Here is a 15754-nt window from a genome sequence, read left to right on the forward strand (position 1 = left end):
GAACTCGTACCACGACCCGAACAGCGCCCGCTCCCGCTCCACCAGCAACGGCAACGCCTGCGACGACGTCACCAGCTCACGCAGCGGATACTCCGCCAGCACGGCGTCCACCTGCGGGGTCAGCGCGGCGGCGAGACGGGAGGCCACGGGGCGGCCGGTGTCGCGCAGCGCGTCCACGGCCCCGAGGAGTGTGTCCCTGCCCTTCTTGCCCTTGGTTCCCTTCGGCAGGGCGGCGGCCGCCCGCTCGTGCAGCAGGGCGCCCTCCTCCAGCACCAGCTCGGTGTCCAGTCCGGCCGGGATCTTGATCCCCGCGTGATGCCGCCAGGTGGTGACCGGGTCGCTCCACGCCTCCACCGCGTACGTCCAGCGGCCCGTTCCCGACGGGGTGACGTGGGCGCCCCAGCGGTCGGTGCCGGGGGCCAGCTCCCGCATCGGCGTCCACGGGCCGGGGCGGCCGTCCGGACCGCGCAGGACGACGTTCGCGGCGACGGCGTCGTGGCCCTCGCGGAAGACCGTGGCCGACACCTCGAACCGCTCGCCCACCACCGCCTTGGCGGGACGGCGTCCCTGCTGCACGACCGGGTGGACGTCGAGGACGGGGATGCGCCCGACGGCCGTCACCGGGATGACGGCGGAGGCGAGGGGGCCGTCGGCCGCGTCGGGGGTGCGGGTGGCGGGGACGGCGGCCTTGCGCGTCTTCGGAGCGGCCTTGACCCCCTTCGCGGTCTTCTCCGTCTTCGGGACGGTCTTCCCCGTCTGGACGGCCTTCCCCGTCTTCGGAGCGGACGCCTTGGCCGTCCTGGGGGCGGACTTGGCCGTCTTGGCCCTGGGGGCGGTGCTCCGGCGGGCGGACGTTCCCGCCGCGGACGTGTCGGCGGACGGTGCCTCCGGTGCGGCGGCGGACGTGTCCACCGCGGATGCGTCGGAGCCCGGACCGGTGGAACCGGCGCTCGTCGGGCGCGCGCCGGAGGCGGACGCGCCGGTGGAAGATCGTTTCTCCGGTGTGGCGGGCGCAGCGGGTGCGGCGGGTGTGGCGGGCCCGGCCTCGGCCGTGCGTGTTCTGGACGTGTCGGGGGTGGTCGTCGGGGGTGGCGACGTGTGGTGCGTGGCGGGCATGACCGCTCCTGTCCGCGTCAACGTGGGTGGGCGGATGTGTGTGGGGAGGTGGGGCCTGCGGGCGTACCGGAGGAGCCTTCCCACCCTGTGCGGGTGGGCATTCCGGCACTTTGTTAACTACTCACGCGTATGTCTACACACAAGACCGGCCTCGTCCCGGGCAGGCGAGGCCGGTGTGGTGTGGCCGAATCACCCTGGTTGTACCAGCGTCACTCCAGGGTCAGCCGACCTGAAGGAGTCTGTTCGGCGAACCCGGACCCGCGTTCGACACCCTTCCCGGGGTCGCCCGTCTCACCAGCGCCTTCACCACCTGGGCCGGTGCGGCCCCCGGATGCTCCGCCAGGTACAGCGCGGCCGCGCCGGCGGCGTGGGGGCTCGCCATCGACGTTCCGGAGTGTGTCGCTTCCGCCTCGTCGCCGGTGTACGAAGTCGACGTGATGTCCACCCCCGGCGCGAAGAGGTCGAGGGAGGGCCCGGTGTCGGAGAAGTCCGCCCGCGCGTCGGCGCGGTCGGTCGCGCCGACCGTGAGCGCCTGGGGGACCCGGGCCGGGGAGAAGAGCGAGGCCGACAGCCCGGAGTTGCCGGCCGCGACCGTGTAGGTCACACCGGAGGCGATGGAGTTGCGGACGGCCGCGTCCAGCCGGTCGTTGGCGTACCCGCCCAGGCTCAGGTTCGCCACGGCCGGTTTTCTCGCGTGCCGGGTGACCCAGTCGATGCCCGCGATGACCTGGGCGGTGGAACCGGCGCCCCTGTCGTCGAGGACGCGGACGGCGACGACCCTGGCCTTCTTGGCCACGCCGTACGCGGCCCCGGCGACCGTTCCGGCGACATGGGTGCCGTGGCCGTTGCCGTCCTCGGCCGTCCCGTCGTCGTCCACGAAGTCCCAGCCGTAGCTCGCCCGGCCCCCGAAGTCCCGGTGCGTGATGCGGACGCCGGTGTCGATGACGTAGACGGTCACCCCGGAACCCGCCGATCCGGTGGCCGCGTACCGGCCGTCGAGCGGCCGGCCCGGCTGGTCGATCCGGTCCAGACCCCACGACGGCGGGTTCCCCCGGACGCGACCGGGCGTCAGGGCGGTGTCCTGGACCCGGTCGAACGTCACCCGGGTGTCCTGGACGACGGAGGCCACCCGGGGATCCGCGGCGAGCCGCCGGGCCTGTCCCGCGTCGGCCCGTACGGCGAAGCCGTTGAGAGCGGTGCCGTAGGTGTGGCTGATTCTCGCTCCGTACCGCCCGGCGATGCCCGCGCCGGCCGACGGCGGAACCCGCGTACCTCCCTTGAGCGTCACGATGTAGCTGCCGTTGACGGACCCGGGCTCCCCCGCGCCGGGTATCCGCCCCGCCGGAGCCGCCTGCGCGGGCGGGGCGATGGCCGAAAGCACCGCGGCCGTCATGACCGCGGTGACACCCGACGCCCAGCGCAGACGCCACTTCCTCGTCCGTGCCATGACCTGAGTTCCCCTCATCGACTCGACGTACCGGGGCCGGAGCCGGCCGCGGGGGCAGGGCCCGGCCGTACGCCACCCGGTGAGCCTCTCGTGCGGTGCGAAGCACCACAAGACCGCCCATGCGGGCAGAACCGGCCATGGCGTCAGAGGGGGTCCGCGAAGGTTGCGTCGATTTCCCGCCGATGTCACACGGTCGGCCCCGATCGGGAGCCGTGCCGCGATGCGCCGTGTCGCGAAGGCACCCTCGCCGCTAACGTCGTGGGTGACGAAGGGCGCACAACGCCGTGCGTCCCTCAGCCGCGTACGTCCTCCGTGAAGGTGGAATTCGTGAAGGCGATCCGCAGATTCACCGTCCGACCCGTTCTCCCCGAAGCCCTTCACCCGCTCAGCGACCTGGCCCGCAACCTCCGCTGGTCCTGGCACGCCGAGACCCGCGACCTCTTCCGGTCCGTCGACCCCGAGCGCTGGGCCGCCTGCGGCGGCGACCCCGTACGGCTGCTCGGCAGCGTGCCGGCCGGACGGCTCGCGGAACTCACGCAGGACAGCGGCTTCCTGCGCCGTCTCGCCGCGGTCCGTGACGACCTGCGCGAGTACGTGAGCGGCGACCGCTGGTACCAGGAGCAGACCTCCGACCTGCCCACCGCCATCGCCTACTTCTCGCCGGAGTTCGGCATCACCGCCGCGCTGCCGCAGTACTCGGGGGGCCTCGGCATCCTCGCGGGCGACCATCTCAAGGCCGCCAGCGACCTGGGTGCCCCGCTGATCGGCGTAGGCCTGCTCTACCGGCACGGCTACTTCCGCCAGTCCCTGTCCCGCGAGGGCTGGCAGCAGGAGCACTATCCGGTCCTCGACCCCAACGAACTGCCCGTGGTGCCCCTCGGCGAGGACGACGGCACGCCCGCCCAGGTGTCCCTCGCGCTGCCCGGCGGACGCGCGCTGCGCGCCCGGATCTGGCTGGCCCAGGTGGGCCGCGTCCCGCTGCTCATGCTCGACTCCGACGTCGAGGAGAACGGCGCCGGCGAACGCGGGGTCACCGACCGGCTCTACGGCGGCGGCAGCGAACACCGGCTGCTCCAGGAGATGCTGCTCGGCATAGGAGGTGTACGGGCGGTCCGGACCTACTGCCGGCTGACCGGGCACCCGGCGCCCGAGGTGTTCCACACCAACGAGGGGCACGCGGGGTTCCTCGGCCTGGAGCGGATCGCCGAACTCACCGACGAGGGGCTGGACTTCGAGGCCGCTCTGGAGGCGGTCAGGGCCGGCACGGTCTTCACCACCCACACCCCGGTGCCCGCCGGCATCGACCGCTTCGACCGGGAGGTGGTCGCCCGCCACTTCGGCGTCGACGCCGAACTCCCGCGCATCGACGTGGGGCGCGTCCTCGCCCTCGGCATGGAGACCTATCCCGGGGGCGAGCCGAACCTCTTCAACATGGCCGTGATGGGCCTGCGCCTGGGCCAGCGGGCGAACGGGGTCTCCCTGCTGCACGGCCAGGTCAGCCGGGAGATGTTCTCCGGGCTCTGGCCGGGCTTCGACCCCGAGGAGGTGCCGATCACCTCGGTCACCAACGGCGTCCACGCGCCGACCTGGGTGGCGCCCGAGGTCTTCCGTCTCGGCGCCCGGCAGGTCGGCGAGCAGCGCACCGAGGACGCGCTGACCGTCGGCGGATCGGAGCGCTGGGACGCGGTGGCCGAGATCGCCGACCAGGAGATCTGGGACCTGCGCAGGGTGCTGCGGGAACAACTGGTCCTCGAGGTGCGGGACCGGCTGCGGGCGTCCTGGCGCCAGCGCGGCGCCGGCACGGCCGAACTCGGCTGGATCGACGGGGTGCTCGACCCGGACGTCCTGACCATCGGCTTCGCGCGCCGGGTCCCCTCGTACAAACGGCTGACCCTCATGCTGCGCGACCGTGACCGGCTCATGGACCTGCTGCTGCACCCCGAGCGGCCGGTCCAGATCGTCGTCGCGGGCAAGGCGCACCCGGCGGACGACGGCGGGAAGCGGCTGATCCAGGAGCTGGTCCGGTTCGCGGACGACCCCCGGGTGCGCCACCGGATCGTCTTCCTGCCCGACTACGGCATGGGGATGGCGCAGAAGCTCTACCCGGGCTGCGACATCTGGCTCAACAACCCGCTGCGTCCGCTGGAGGCGTGCGGGACGAGCGGGATGAAGGCGGCGCTCAACGGCTGTCTCAACCTCTCGGTCCTGGACGGCTGGTGGGACGAATGGTTCCAGCCCGACTTCGGCTGGGCGATCCCGACCGCGGACGGCACCGCGACCGACGAGGACCGACGGGACGAGCTGGAGGCCGGGGCCCTGTACGACCTCCTCGAACGGCGGGTGGCCCCCCGCTTCTACGAGCGCGGCCAGGAGGGCCTGCCCGACCGGTGGATCGAGATGGTCCGCCGGACGCTGACCCACCTCGGCCCGAAGGTCCTGGCGGGACGGATGGTGCGCGAGTACGTGGAGCGCCTGTACGCCCCGGCGGCGCAGGCCCACCGCGCTCTCACCGCCCCGGCGGCCCGCGAGCTGGCCGCCTGGAAGTCACGGGTCCGTGCCGCCTGGCCGCGGGTCACCGTCGATCACGTCGAGGCGTCCTCGGCCACCGCGACCGCCGAACTGGGCACCACGCTGTCGCTGCGCGTCCGCGTGGGCCTCGGCGACCTCGCCCCCGACGACGTGGAGGTGCAGGCGGTCGCGGGCCGGGTGGACGGGGACGACCGCATCGCGGACGCGACCTGTGTCCCGCTGAAACCGGTCAACGGGCCTGACCTGGAAGGGCGTTGGTCGTACGAAGGGCCGCTGTCCCTCGACCGCACGGGCTCCTTCGGCTACACGGTCCGGATCCTGCCGTCGCACCGCCTGCTGGCCTCCGGCGCGGAGATGGGCCTGGTGGCCGTGCCGCTGGAGGAGCTGGCCGAGGCGGCGGGGGTGCTGATGCGGTAGGCCCGCGCGGGCACCGGGGAGGCCGGGGTCACCGCTTCGCCGCGGCGGCCTCGATCTCCTCGGTGAACTGCCGGGCGCCGACGGGCTTTCCGTCGTCGTCGGGCACCGTGACGTCCCGGCCGCCGGCTTTCACCGCCGGGGGTGCCGGGGTGGGGACGGGCGGGCGGGAGGGGGCTCAGGTCTGGTCGTGCGGTGCGCACAGGCGGCGCAGCACCTTGCCGCAGCGCTGGGCGTAGACGCGCTGTAGTCCGCGCGTCGCGGCGCCGCCCGCGCGGGCGTACCACTTGGCCGCCCGGCTGAAGGCCGTGACCGTCAGCCATACGGTGCCGTCGCCCGTGCGGTGGACGACGAAAGCTTCCTCGCCGCACTCGGGATGACCGGAAAGGGTTCCGTAGGCCCACGCAGTGCGCCGGGGTTCCTCGGCGGTCCAGACCACGCGGCAGGGGGCCTTGATCAGGCCGAGGCCGACCGTGACGTCGACGCCCGGCGCCGCCTTGTCGGCGTCGGAGACCATGCGGACCCCCATGGCCCGGTGCAGCTCCCAGGTCATCAGGGCCTCGGACGCGCGCCGGAAGACGGCCTCGCCCTCGCCGATGCGGGAGCGCACGTGCAGTCGGTGGAAGCCCGGGGGGCAGCGGTCCTCGCGGGTCGCGCCCACGTCCTCGTACGTGTAGGGCATGGGGGCAAGGGTAAGGCGGCACCCGGCACGGAATCGTGCCGGGTGCCGCCTCGGTTCGGTTACGTTCCCGCTAGCTGACGTTGACCGCGGTCCAGGCCGCCGCCACCGTCGCGTACTCGGTGCTGCTGGAGCCGTACAGCGCGGACGCCGCCGACAGGGTGGCCGTACGGGCGCCCTTGTAGTTCGTCGACGAGGTCATGTAGGTCGTCAGCGCCTTGTACCAGATCTGCAGGGCCTTGGCCCGGCCGATGCCGGTGACCGTCGAGCCGCTGTAGGTCGGGGAGCTGTAGCTGACGCCGTTGATCGTCTTCGAACCGCTGCCCTCCGAGAGGAGGTAGAAGAAGTGGTTCGCGACGCCGGACGAGTAGTGCACGTCCTTGCTGCCGACGGAGGAGGACCAGTAGTCCGCGGAGCCGCCGTCCTTGCTGGGCTTGTCCATGTAGCGCAGCGGGGTGCCGTCCCCGTTGATGTTGATCTTCTCGCCGATGAGGTAGTCGCCCACGTCGGTCGAGTTGCCCGCGTAGAACTCCACGCCGGTGCCGAAGATGTCCGAGGTCGCCTCGTTGAGGCCGCCCGACTCGCCCGAGTAGTTCAGGCCCGCGGTGTTGGCGGTGACGCCGTGGCTCATCTCGTGGCCGGCCACGTCCAGCGAGGTCAGCGGGTGCGTGTTGCCCGAGCCGTCGCCGTACGTCATGCAGAAGCAGCTGTCGTCCCAGAACGCGTTGACGTACGCGTTGCCGTAGTGGACGCGCGAGTACGCTCCGACGCCGTTGTTCTTGATGCCGCTGCGGCCGAAGGTGTTCTTGTAGAAGTCCCAGGTCACCTGCGCGCCGTAGGCGGCGTCTGCGGCCGCGGTCTGGTCCGTGGTGGAGCTGGAGGCCGCGCCGGTGCCCCAGACGTCGTCCGAGTCGGTGAACAGCGTGCCCGCGGAGGAGCTCGTGCCGTGCGACTTGTTGTACGTCTTGTGGCTGCCGCGGGTGCCGTCCGTCAGGCTGTACGTCGAGCCCGACAGGGTCGTGTTGAGCGTGACCGTGCCCGAGTAGAGCGTCTTGCCGGTGCCGGTCTCGATGCCCTGGTACTCGTAGAGCTTCTTGCCGGTGGCCGCGTCGGTGATGACGTGCAGCTCGTTGGGGGTGCCGTCGTCCTGGAGGCCGCCGACGACGGTCTCGTAGGCGAGGGTCGGCTTGCCGGTGGCGGCCCAGATCACCTTGCGGGGGGCCTGGTCGGCGGCGGTCTTGGCCGAGCCGGCGTCCTTGGCGGCGGTGAGCGCCTGCTTCTCGGCCTTGGCGGTGGTGACCAGCGGCTTGAGCGAGGCGACCTTGATGGACGCCTTGGTCGCCTTGGTCACGCCCTCGGCCTTGCCGGCCTTGCTCTCGTGCACGACGAGGTCGCCACCGAGGACCGGAAGTCCGTTGTACGTGCGCTCGTAACGGGTGTGGACCGTGCCGTCGGCGTCCTTGACGACGTCTCTGACGACGAGCTTCTCCTTGGCACCGAGGCCTATGCGCTGCGCCGTCTCCGTCTTGGCGGCGTCGGCCTTCTGGATGAGCGCGGTGCGGGCGGAGGCGGAGAGCTGGACCGGCGACGCGGCGAGGGGGGTGACCCGGCCGATGGGGGACGCCTCGGTCTGGGCGGAGGCACCGGTGGTCAGACCGGTGGTGAGCAGGGCTCCGGCAGCGACAGCGGTGGCGATGGCCAGAGTGGTGCGCTTGTGACGCGCGTAGAGGGGAGTCACGCAAGCTCCTTCGTGTGGGGACGTCCGAACGGCGTGGGGGCCGGATGGACGGTTGGGAAGTTGCGGTGCGGGTGAGCCGTGCGGGTGAAGCGTGCCATCCCGGCCGCGTACATGTCAGGAGTCTCTAAAGACCTTGGCCGAAAATCGTCGATCAGGTGAACAGTTGGGTCGCACGGGCGTGAACCGGCCCCGGTCAAGGGCGGGTTGGCGCAAACTCCCGTTCCGGCAAAGAAGGGCGCCGCCCCGGGGAGTCGTACCTCCGGGGCGGCGCCCTGGCGCACCGCTCGCGTGCGGACTTCCGCCGCGGCCTACGGGAAGGTCAGCTTCCAGCTGTTGATGTAGCCGGTGTCCTGGGCCGCCTTGTCCTGGACCTTCAGTTTCCAGGTGCCGTTGGCGACTTCGGAGGACGCGTTGACCGTGTAGGTCGTGTTCACGTTGTCCGCCGAGTCGGACGAACTGGTGCTCTTCAGGCGGTAGGTCGAGCCGTCGGGGGCGACCAGATCGATCTGGAGGTCACCGCGCCAGGTGTGCACGATGTCCACGGCGACCGCGAGGTTCGACGGGGCGTTGCCGGTACGGCCGCTGACCGTGATCGACGAGGTGACCGCCGCGCCGTTGTCCGGAATCGATACGTCGGCCGTGTTCTCGAACGACGTGCCGCCACCGCCACCGCCGCCCGGCCGTGAACCGACGTTCACCGCGGCCCAGGCGTTCTGGACCGCCGTGTACTCGGCGCTCGTCGTGCCGTACAGCTCGCCCGCCGCCGCGAGCGTCCCGGTGCGGGCCGACGCGTAGTTGGTGGTCGAGGTGAACTTGGTGGTGAGCGCGCGGTACCAGATCTGCAGCGCCTTGTCGCGGCCGATGCCGGTGACCGGGAGCCCGTCGGAGGTCGGCGAGTTGTAGCTGACGCCGTTGATGACCTTGGCGCCGCTGCCCTCGCTCAGCAGGTAGAAGAAGTGGTTGGCGACGCCCGACGAGTAGTGCACGTCGACGTTGCCCACTCCGGAGTACCAGGAGTCCTTGGAGGCGCCGTCCTTGCTGGGCTTGTCCATGTAGCGCAGCGGGGTGCCGTCGCCGTTGATGTCGATCTTCTCGCCGATGAGGTAGTCGCCCACGTCGGTCGAGTTGTTGGCGTAGAACTCCACACCGGTGCCGAAGATGTCGGAGGTCGCCTCGTTCAGACCGCCGGACTCGCCCGAGTAGTTGAGGCCCGCGGTGTTGGAGGTGACGCCGTGGCTCATCTCGTGGCCGGCCACGTCGAGCGCGGTCAGCGGGTCGGCGTTCCCGGACCCGTCGCCGTAGGTCATGCAGAAGCAGCCGTCGTCCCAGAACGCGTTCACGTACGAGTTGCCGTAGTGCACGCGGGAGTAGGCCCCGACGCCGTTGTTCTTGATGCCGCTGCGGCCGAAGGTGTTCTTGTAGAAGTCCCAGGTCTCCGCGGCGCCGTAGTGGGCGTCCGCGCCGGCCGTGGCGGCGTTCGACGTGGTGCCGTTGCCCCAGGTGTCGCTGGTCTGCGAGAAGAGCGTGCCGGTGCCCGACGTCCCCCGGTTCAGGTTGTACGTCTTGTGGTTGCCGCGCGCGCCGTCGTTGAGCGTGTAGTTGGAGCCCGACTGCGTGGTCGTCAGGGTCACCTGGCCGCTGTACTGGGTGTTGCCGATGCCGGTCTCGATGCCCTGGTACTCGTAGAGCTTCTTGCCGGTGGCCGCGTCGGTGATGACGTGCAGCTCGTTGGGGGTGCCGTCGTCCTGGAGGCCGCCGACGACGGTCTCGTAGGCGAGGGTCGGCCTGCCGGTGGCGGCCCAGATCACCTTGCGGGGCGCGCGGTCGGCGGCGGTGTTCTTCGAACCGGCGGCCTTCGCGGCGGACAGCGCCTGCTTCTCCGCCGTGTCGGCGGCGACCGCGGGCGTGAGCTCGGCGACCTTCAGGGAGGCGTTCGTCGCCTTGTAGGCGTGCCCGGTCCTTCCGGACCTGGTGGTGTCGACGACCATGTCGCCGCCGAGGACCGGCAGTCCTTCGTACGTCCGCTCGTAGCGGGTGTGGACGGTGCCGTCGGCGTCCTTCATGACGTCACGGGCGACGAGACTCTCGCCGGCGCCGAGACCCAGGTCCCGGGCGGTCGTGGCCTTGGCCGCGTCGGCGTCGCGTATCAGCTCGGCGCGCTGCGAGGCGGTGAGCTTCATGGCGACGGCGCCCGGGTTGACCCCGCCCGCCCGGGGGGTCTGTTCGGGGGCGGCGCTCGCGGCGCCCGACTGGACGGCCGCGGCCAGCAGGGCGGTGACGCCGACGAGGGCGACACCGGCGACGCGGCGCTTGGTGATGTGGGAGGTGCGTCTGTGGGGAGAACTGCTGCTCAACACTGACTCCTTCTGCATGGCCGCGGATCGCGCGGCCAGGGGAGACCGGACGATGGAGGAAGCCGTCCGGGCAGAACTGGGCGTTACGCGGAACCAGGTGCATGGGGTCGTACGGCACGACACAGCCGGATTTGCTGTGAGGTTGCTGTGAAGTTGCCGAGGGAAGAGTGGCAGGAGATACCCCTTTCTGTCAGGACCACATCACAAAAATGGCCGGAAACGGTTCGTTGTCCGGTTGGTCGTGTTCGGTATACGGACTGTCCTTCGGATGTTCGTCCTGGCGTGACGGAGGGCCCGCGCGTCCCCCCGCGCGGCGACGGCGACGGCGGCCTCCGCTCCGGGTCGCGTGCGGCGCGGGGCTCCGGCGGAGGGGCGCATACCGCCAGATGACCGGCCCGCCGTCAGCAACGGAATGAAGCCCGGCCCCTTTCGGGCGGCTTCCGGCACGTCCGCTCGCCCGCCTCCGGCTCCTGCGGTTTGAGTGATCCCCGGCATTCCGGTCCGTACCGGGCGTCCTCGACCGGGCGAGTCGGTGCGATCCGGACACATATGACCGCAGGAGGTTTGGTGAGAAGGTCACATTGGTGTGCGAGCCTGGCGGCGCTGGGAGGCCTGACCGGCTCCCTGATGCTCGGCGCCTCCGTCTCGTCCGCGGCGCCCGACCGTCCGGGCGACAGCGGCCCGGCCGGCGTCCGCGCCCTGTCCGCCACCCCGGAGCCGAAGCCGGTCCCCGGGCACGTGAAGCCGGCGGACGAGCACGCCGGGACCGACCCGTCGCGCGTGTGCAGGGGGCTCGTACCGGATCCCATCCCGCCGCAGCTGCGCCGCTTCTACCTCTGCGGCTACTGGAGGCTCGGCCCCAGGCGGCTGCCGACCAGGGGCGTGCTGGGCAACATCCTCGAACGCTACGACCGGCTCGGCGGCCTCACCGCCGTGAAGTTCCTCGGCAAGTGGTGGGACCCCGCCGCCGACTCGGGCCAGGGTGACTGGCGCTACCCGCCGGACGACGGCTTCACCCACCTGAACGGGACGGTGGTCGCCACCCCCCTCGTGCTCCACGCGGGCCTGCGGCTCGACCGCTTCGGCAGCGAGGCGGGCCGCTTCCTGGCCCCGGAGGGCACCAAGTACGGCAAGCGCGTCATCCCGCCGTCGAGCCTCGACACCAGCGACCCGCGCTACCCGTACAACTACCACTCCTACCGGCTGGCCAAGGACGTCACGGTCTGCGCGGGCAGGACCGCCCCCGGGTTCGAGCAGCCCGGCCTCGGCACCCAGTACGTGACGTCGAGCAGGTTCTGCCCCGACATCCCCCGCACCACGGTGGCGGACCTCGTGAGCAACGGAACGCTGGTGCGGACCAACGGCTGACCAGGCCCCTTCCACGGAGGCGCACGACCGCGCGGAAGCCGGACCCGGCGACGGCCGGGCCGGCTCCGCCCCGGCGGAAGGCGGAACGCATGGACCGGTTCGCGTTGTACCGGGCCCTGGGAGCGGCCCGGGTTCCCGCCGCGTCCTACGAGATCGTGGACTGCCCGGGCCCCCGCCTCGCGGCCGACCGCTACTTCCTCGACGGCCACGCCGGGGACTGGGCCGTGGGCGTCCACGAGCGGGGGAACCGCGAGGTCTTCGAGCGGTTCGCCGACGAGGACGAGGCCTGCCGGTGGATGTACGACCGGCTCGTCGTCACGGAGCCCGCCTCCGTGCCCGAAGAGCCCGTCGGCCGGGTACCCGACCCCGGGGCCCTGCAACGACAGGCCGACGACGACCTCGAAGCGGCCCTCGCCGCGATGCGCCGCCGGGCGGACGGACGGTCCGGCGGGGAGCGCCCCGGGGAACCCGGCGCCGAACGCTCCGCCGAGCGCCCCGACGAGTCCGCGGAAGGGGCCGGTCCCGCGTAGCCCGGTGCGGTCCCGCACGGTCCGGTGCGGTCCCGCACGGTCCGGGCCGGGCTCAGCCGGCCGAGGGGCCCCGGTCCCCGTGCCACGAGTGCCACAGCGCCGCGTACGGCCCCTCGGCCGCCACCAGTTCGTCGTGCGTGCCCAGCTCGGACAGCCGGCCGTCCTCCATCACCGCCACCCGGTCGGCGTCATGGGCGGTGTGCAGCCGGTGGGCGATCGCGATGACGGTCCGTCCCTCCAGCACGGTGGCCAGCGCACGCTCCGTGTGCCGGGCCGTCGTCGGGTCGAGGAGCGCCGTGGCCTCGTCGAGGATCAGGGTGTGCGGGTCGGCGAGCACCACCCGGGCCAGCGCCAGTTGCTGGGCCCGTGAGCCGTCGACGGGCAGGGCCTCGGGGCCCAGTTCGGTGCCCAGCCCGTCCGGGAGCTCCCGGGCCCAGTCGTCGGCGCCGACCGCCGCGAGAGCCGCCCACAACTCGGCGTCGCCGGCGCCCGGTTCGGCGATGAGCAGGTTGTCGCGGACCGTGCCGAGGAACACGTGGTGCTCCTGGGTGACGAGGACGACGTGCCGGCGCAGCTGCTCCGGGTCGAGGTCGACGACCGGCACCCCTCCGACCGTCACCGTCCCGCTGCCCGGCGCGTCGACGCCGGCCAGCAGTCTGCTCAGCGTGGTCTTCCCGGCGCCGGAGGGGCCCACGACGGCCAGCCGCTCCCCGGGCCGCACCGTCAGGTCCACCCCGCGCAGCACCTCGCCGCCGCGGTCGTAGGCGTAGCGCACACCGGTGACGTCGATCCGGTCGTCCTCCGGCACGGGGGAGCCGGCCGAGGCGGCGCGCGGCGCACCGGCGAGGCCCTCCACGCGGGCGAACGAGGCGGCGCTGCTCTGCAATTGCTCGACCTGGTTCAGGATCTGGTCGAGCGGCTCGGCGAGCCGGTGCAGGTAGAGCGTCGCGGCGACCACCGTGCCGAGGCTCAGCGTGCCCCGGGCGTGCAGCGCGCCGCCCACCAGGAGCACGGCCACGACCGGCACGACGTACGAGATCTCCACGGACGGGAAGAACACGCTGCGCAGGAACAGCGTCCGCATCCGCGTCACCCGGGAGACCTCCAGCGCGTCCCGGCTCGCCCGGATCCGGCGCCCGCCCAGCCCGAACGCCTCCACCGTGCGGGCGCCGGACGCGGTGGCCGCGAGGATCTCGGCGACCTCCGACGTCGCGGCGCCCTGGGCGAGATAGGCGGTGCGCGCCCGGCGCAGGTACCAGCGCAGCGCGAAGGCGATGCCGGTCAGGCCCAGCACCCCGCAGGCGCCGAGCAGCGGGTCGATGACGAAGACGGCGACGAGGACGAACAGGGCCTGTGCGCCGGAGATCAGCAGCTGGGGTGCCGTGTCGCGCAGGGTGGTGCCCACCACCGTGACGTCGGCGGTGCCGCGCGCCGTCAGATCGCCGGTGCCCGCCCGCTCCACGACCGACGCGGGCAGCGCCAGCGTCCGCTCCACGAACTCCTCCCGCACCCGCGCGAGGGTCCGTTCCCCGAAGCGGTACCCCACGTACCCGGCCCAGCGCGACAGCAGGAGCTGGACCAGCGCGGCCACGAGGATGACGAGCGCCGGGCCGTCCACCGCCTCCACACCGGCACCGCCGCGCACGTCGTCGATCATCCGTCCCAACAGCCAGGGGCCGACCAGGCCGGCCGCGGCGGCCAGCGCGTTCAGGGCGAGCACGGCGGCGAACACCCGCCCGTCCGCCCGGATCAGCCGCGCCGTCGCCCGGCGCACCTCGGCGCGCCCCGCCACCGGCAGGTGGTTCGTCACAGCACGACCTCCTCGTCCACGCCCGCCACGGGACCCGCGGCCCCTTCGTCACCAGGCTCCGTGTCCTCGTCCGGCTCCGCGTCGCGGGCCACCAGCGACCGGTACCCCGGTTCCGTCCGCAGGAGTTCGCGGTGGGTGCCGGTGGCCGCGGTCTTGCCGTCGACCAGGAAGAAGACGGTGTCCGCGTGGTCGAGGACGAGCGGCGACGTGCTGGTCACGACGGTCGTACGGCCCGAGCGGGCGGCGCGCAGCCGGGCCGCGACGGTCGCCTCGGTGTGCGCGTCGAGCGCCGAGGTCGGTTCGAGGGCGAGCAGCACCTCGGGATCGGCGAGGAGCGCGCGCACGAGCCGTACCCGCTGCCGCTGCCCGCCGGACAGGCTCCGGCCCTGCGCGTCGACGGCCGCGTCGAGGCCGCCCGGCAGCCCGAGGACGATGTCGTCGGCGGCGGCCGTGCGCACGGCCCGGGCAATGGCCTCCTCGTCGGGCTCCCGGCGCCCTTCGAGCGTCTCGCGCAGGGTGCCGGCGAACAGGTCGGCCTCGTTGTCGGCGACCAGGACGCGCTCGCGCACCCGGTGCGGCGCGACCTCGTCGAGCCGTACGCCGCCCCAGGTCACGTCCGACGCGGTGTACCCGCCGAGCCGGTCGACCACGGCCGCGGACCGTTCGGGGCGCGCCCCGGCCAGCACCGTCAGCTTCCCCGGGACCACCCGGACCCCGGACTCCGGATCGTGCAGCACGGCCGGGAAGCCCGGGGCGTCCCGCGCGTCCGGGGGAGAGGCCGCGGGCTCCAGGGACAGGAACCGCACGACGCGCCGCGCGGCGACCACGGCCCGGGAGAGTTCGTAACCGCACTCGATGAAGAAGTACACCGGCAGGACGAGGACCGCGACGTAGCCGTACACGGACACCAGCTGGCCGATGGTGATCTCTCCCTGGGCGGCCAGCCGGGCCGCGAGCCAGGTCACCGCGGCCAGCAGGACGGACGGCAGTCCCATGCCCAGCGCCTGGATCCAGCTCGTCACCGCGCCGACCCGGTAGCCCTGTTCGCGCAGCGCCCGCGAGTCACGGCGGAACCCGTCCGCGAAGAGCCCCTTGCCGCCGAGGCCGTTCAGGACGCGCAGACCGCCCGCGAGGTCGCCGATGCGCGCGGTCAGGACGGACTGCCGTTCGCGGTACCCCGTCTCCACTCCCTGGAGGCGGACCGCCAGCGGACCGACGATCCCGGCCGTCACCGGAACCCCCAGCAGGATCACCGCCGAGAGCTGCAACGAGACCGGCAGCAGCAGCGCGGCCACCACGCCGTAGGTGACGATCGCGGCCAGGCCGGGCCCGACGACCGTCAGTGAGTTGCTGATCGTGTTCACGTCGCCGACGCCGACCGTGACGATCTCCCCCGTGCCGATCTGCCGCGAGAGCGCCGCGCCGAGCCGGGCCGCGTGCTCGACCACGAGCTTGACCGTGCGGAAGTTGGCGTCCATCCGGACCTTGGTCATCGTGCGGTGCCGCACGACCCCCAGACCGGCGTTGAACACCCCGGCGGCGAGCACGGCGGCCGTCCAGCCCGCCAGCGCCGGCCCGTCGCCCGGCGTCAGTCCGTCGTCGATCGCCCGGGACAGCAGATAGGGCGTCAGCGCGGTCAGCCCCATCCACACGACGGAGACCACCGCCCCGGTGAGCGACCGGCGCGCCTGCCGGGTGACCAGCCACCAGAGGAACCGCCAGCCGCCCCGGCGGTCCGGTGTCCCCGGATCCGCGTACGTGTCGGTCAT

At 72.7% G+C, this 15754-nt stretch carries 10 protein-coding genes; 3 read left to right on the top strand and 7 right to left on the bottom strand.

What is annotated here, in order from left to right:
• Together CW362_RS32435 and CW362_RS32440 are read right to left on the bottom strand one after the other, a co-directional pair.
• Positions 1-627, bottom strand: a 627-nt coding sequence (locus tag CW362_RS32435) for a maltotransferase domain-containing protein (RefSeq protein ID WP_162684306.1), incomplete at its 3' end; no start/stop codon positions are given.
• Positions 628-1336: 709 nt separating this feature from the next.
• Complete coding sequence (locus CW362_RS32440) at positions 1337-2563, bottom strand: S8 family peptidase (protein WP_103553180.1); 1227 nt, start codon at positions 2561-2563, stop codon at positions 1337-1339.
• Positions 2564-2890: 327 nt separating this feature from the next.
• Here CW362_RS32440 and CW362_RS32445 point away from each other — a divergent pair, with 327 nt between their 5' ends.
• Positions 2891-5509, top strand: coding sequence for a glycosyltransferase family 1 protein (locus CW362_RS32445; protein WP_103553181.1), 2619 nt, complete (start codon positions 2891-2893; stop codon positions 5507-5509).
• Between the two features lie 175 nt (positions 5510-5684).
• Here the strand turns inward: CW362_RS32445 and CW362_RS32450 are convergent, their stop codons facing one another.
• The 3 genes from CW362_RS32450 to CW362_RS32460 all read right to left on the bottom strand — a co-directional run bounded on the left by CW362_RS32450 (position 5685) and on the right by CW362_RS32460 (position 10277).
• The gene (locus tag CW362_RS32450; protein ID WP_103553182.1) at positions 5685-6188 is read right to left on the bottom strand and encodes a DUF1990 family protein; all 504 of its coding nucleotides are present in this window, start codon (positions 6186-6188) and stop codon (positions 5685-5687) included.
• A 70-nt stretch (positions 6189-6258) separates the two neighbouring features.
• The gene (locus CW362_RS32455; RefSeq protein WP_103553183.1) at positions 6259-7923 is read right to left on the bottom strand and encodes a M4 family metallopeptidase; all 1665 of its coding nucleotides are present in this window, start codon (positions 7921-7923) and stop codon (positions 6259-6261) included.
• Between the two features lie 308 nt (positions 7924-8231).
• Positions 8232-10277 carry a M4 family metallopeptidase gene (locus tag CW362_RS32460; protein ID WP_206301116.1) on the bottom strand — a complete coding sequence of 682 codons (2046 nt, stop codon included), beginning with the start codon at positions 10275-10277 and terminating at the stop codon, positions 8232-8234.
• Between the two features lie 567 nt (positions 10278-10844).
• On the opposite strand from CW362_RS32460, the gene CW362_RS32465 reads away from it, so the two are divergent.
• Positions 10845-11645: a TNT domain-containing protein gene (locus tag CW362_RS32465; protein WP_240658144.1), complete on the top strand. Its 801-nt coding sequence runs from the start codon at positions 10845-10847 to the stop codon at positions 11643-11645.
• A gap of 89 nt (positions 11646-11734) precedes the next feature.
• Complete coding sequence (locus CW362_RS32470; protein WP_103553185.1) at positions 11735-12175, top strand: hypothetical protein; 441 nt, start codon at positions 11735-11737, stop codon at positions 12173-12175.
• Positions 12176-12227: 52 nt separating this feature from the next.
• On the opposite strand, the gene CW362_RS32475 is transcribed toward CW362_RS32470, so the two are convergent.
• Positions 12228-13985 carry an ABC transporter ATP-binding protein gene (locus tag CW362_RS32475; RefSeq protein ID WP_103553186.1) on the bottom strand — a complete coding sequence of 586 codons (1758 nt, stop codon included), beginning with the start codon at positions 13983-13985 and terminating at the stop codon, positions 12228-12230.
• Positions 13982-15754: an ABC transporter ATP-binding protein gene (locus CW362_RS32480; RefSeq protein WP_103553187.1), complete on the bottom strand. Its 1773-nt coding sequence runs from the start codon at positions 15752-15754 to the stop codon at positions 13982-13984. Before CW362_RS32480 ends, CW362_RS32475 begins: the two co-directional genes overlap by 4 nt.

The organism is Streptomyces populi (genome assembly GCF_002911015.1).
Lineage (GTDB): Bacteria > Actinomycetota > Actinomycetes > Streptomycetales > Streptomycetaceae > Streptomyces > Streptomyces populi.

What these genes read in the sequence shown, in the direction of transcription:
- CW362_RS32470 (WP_103553185.1), top strand. Translation starts at nt 11,735, where the DNA reads ATGGACCGGTTCGCGTTGTACCGGGCCCTGGGAGCGGCCCGGGTTCCC.
- CW362_RS32440 (WP_103553180.1), bottom strand. Translation starts at nt 2,563, where the DNA reads ATGGCACGGACGAGGAAGTGGCGTCTGCGCTGGGCGTCGGGTGTCACC.
- CW362_RS32480 (WP_103553187.1), bottom strand. Translation starts at nt 15,754, where the DNA reads ATGACCGACACGTACGCGGATCCGGGGACACCGGACCGCCGGGGCGGC.
- CW362_RS32450 (WP_103553182.1), bottom strand. Translation starts at nt 6,188, where the DNA reads ATGCCCTACACGTACGAGGACGTGGGCGCGACCCGCGAGGACCGCTGC.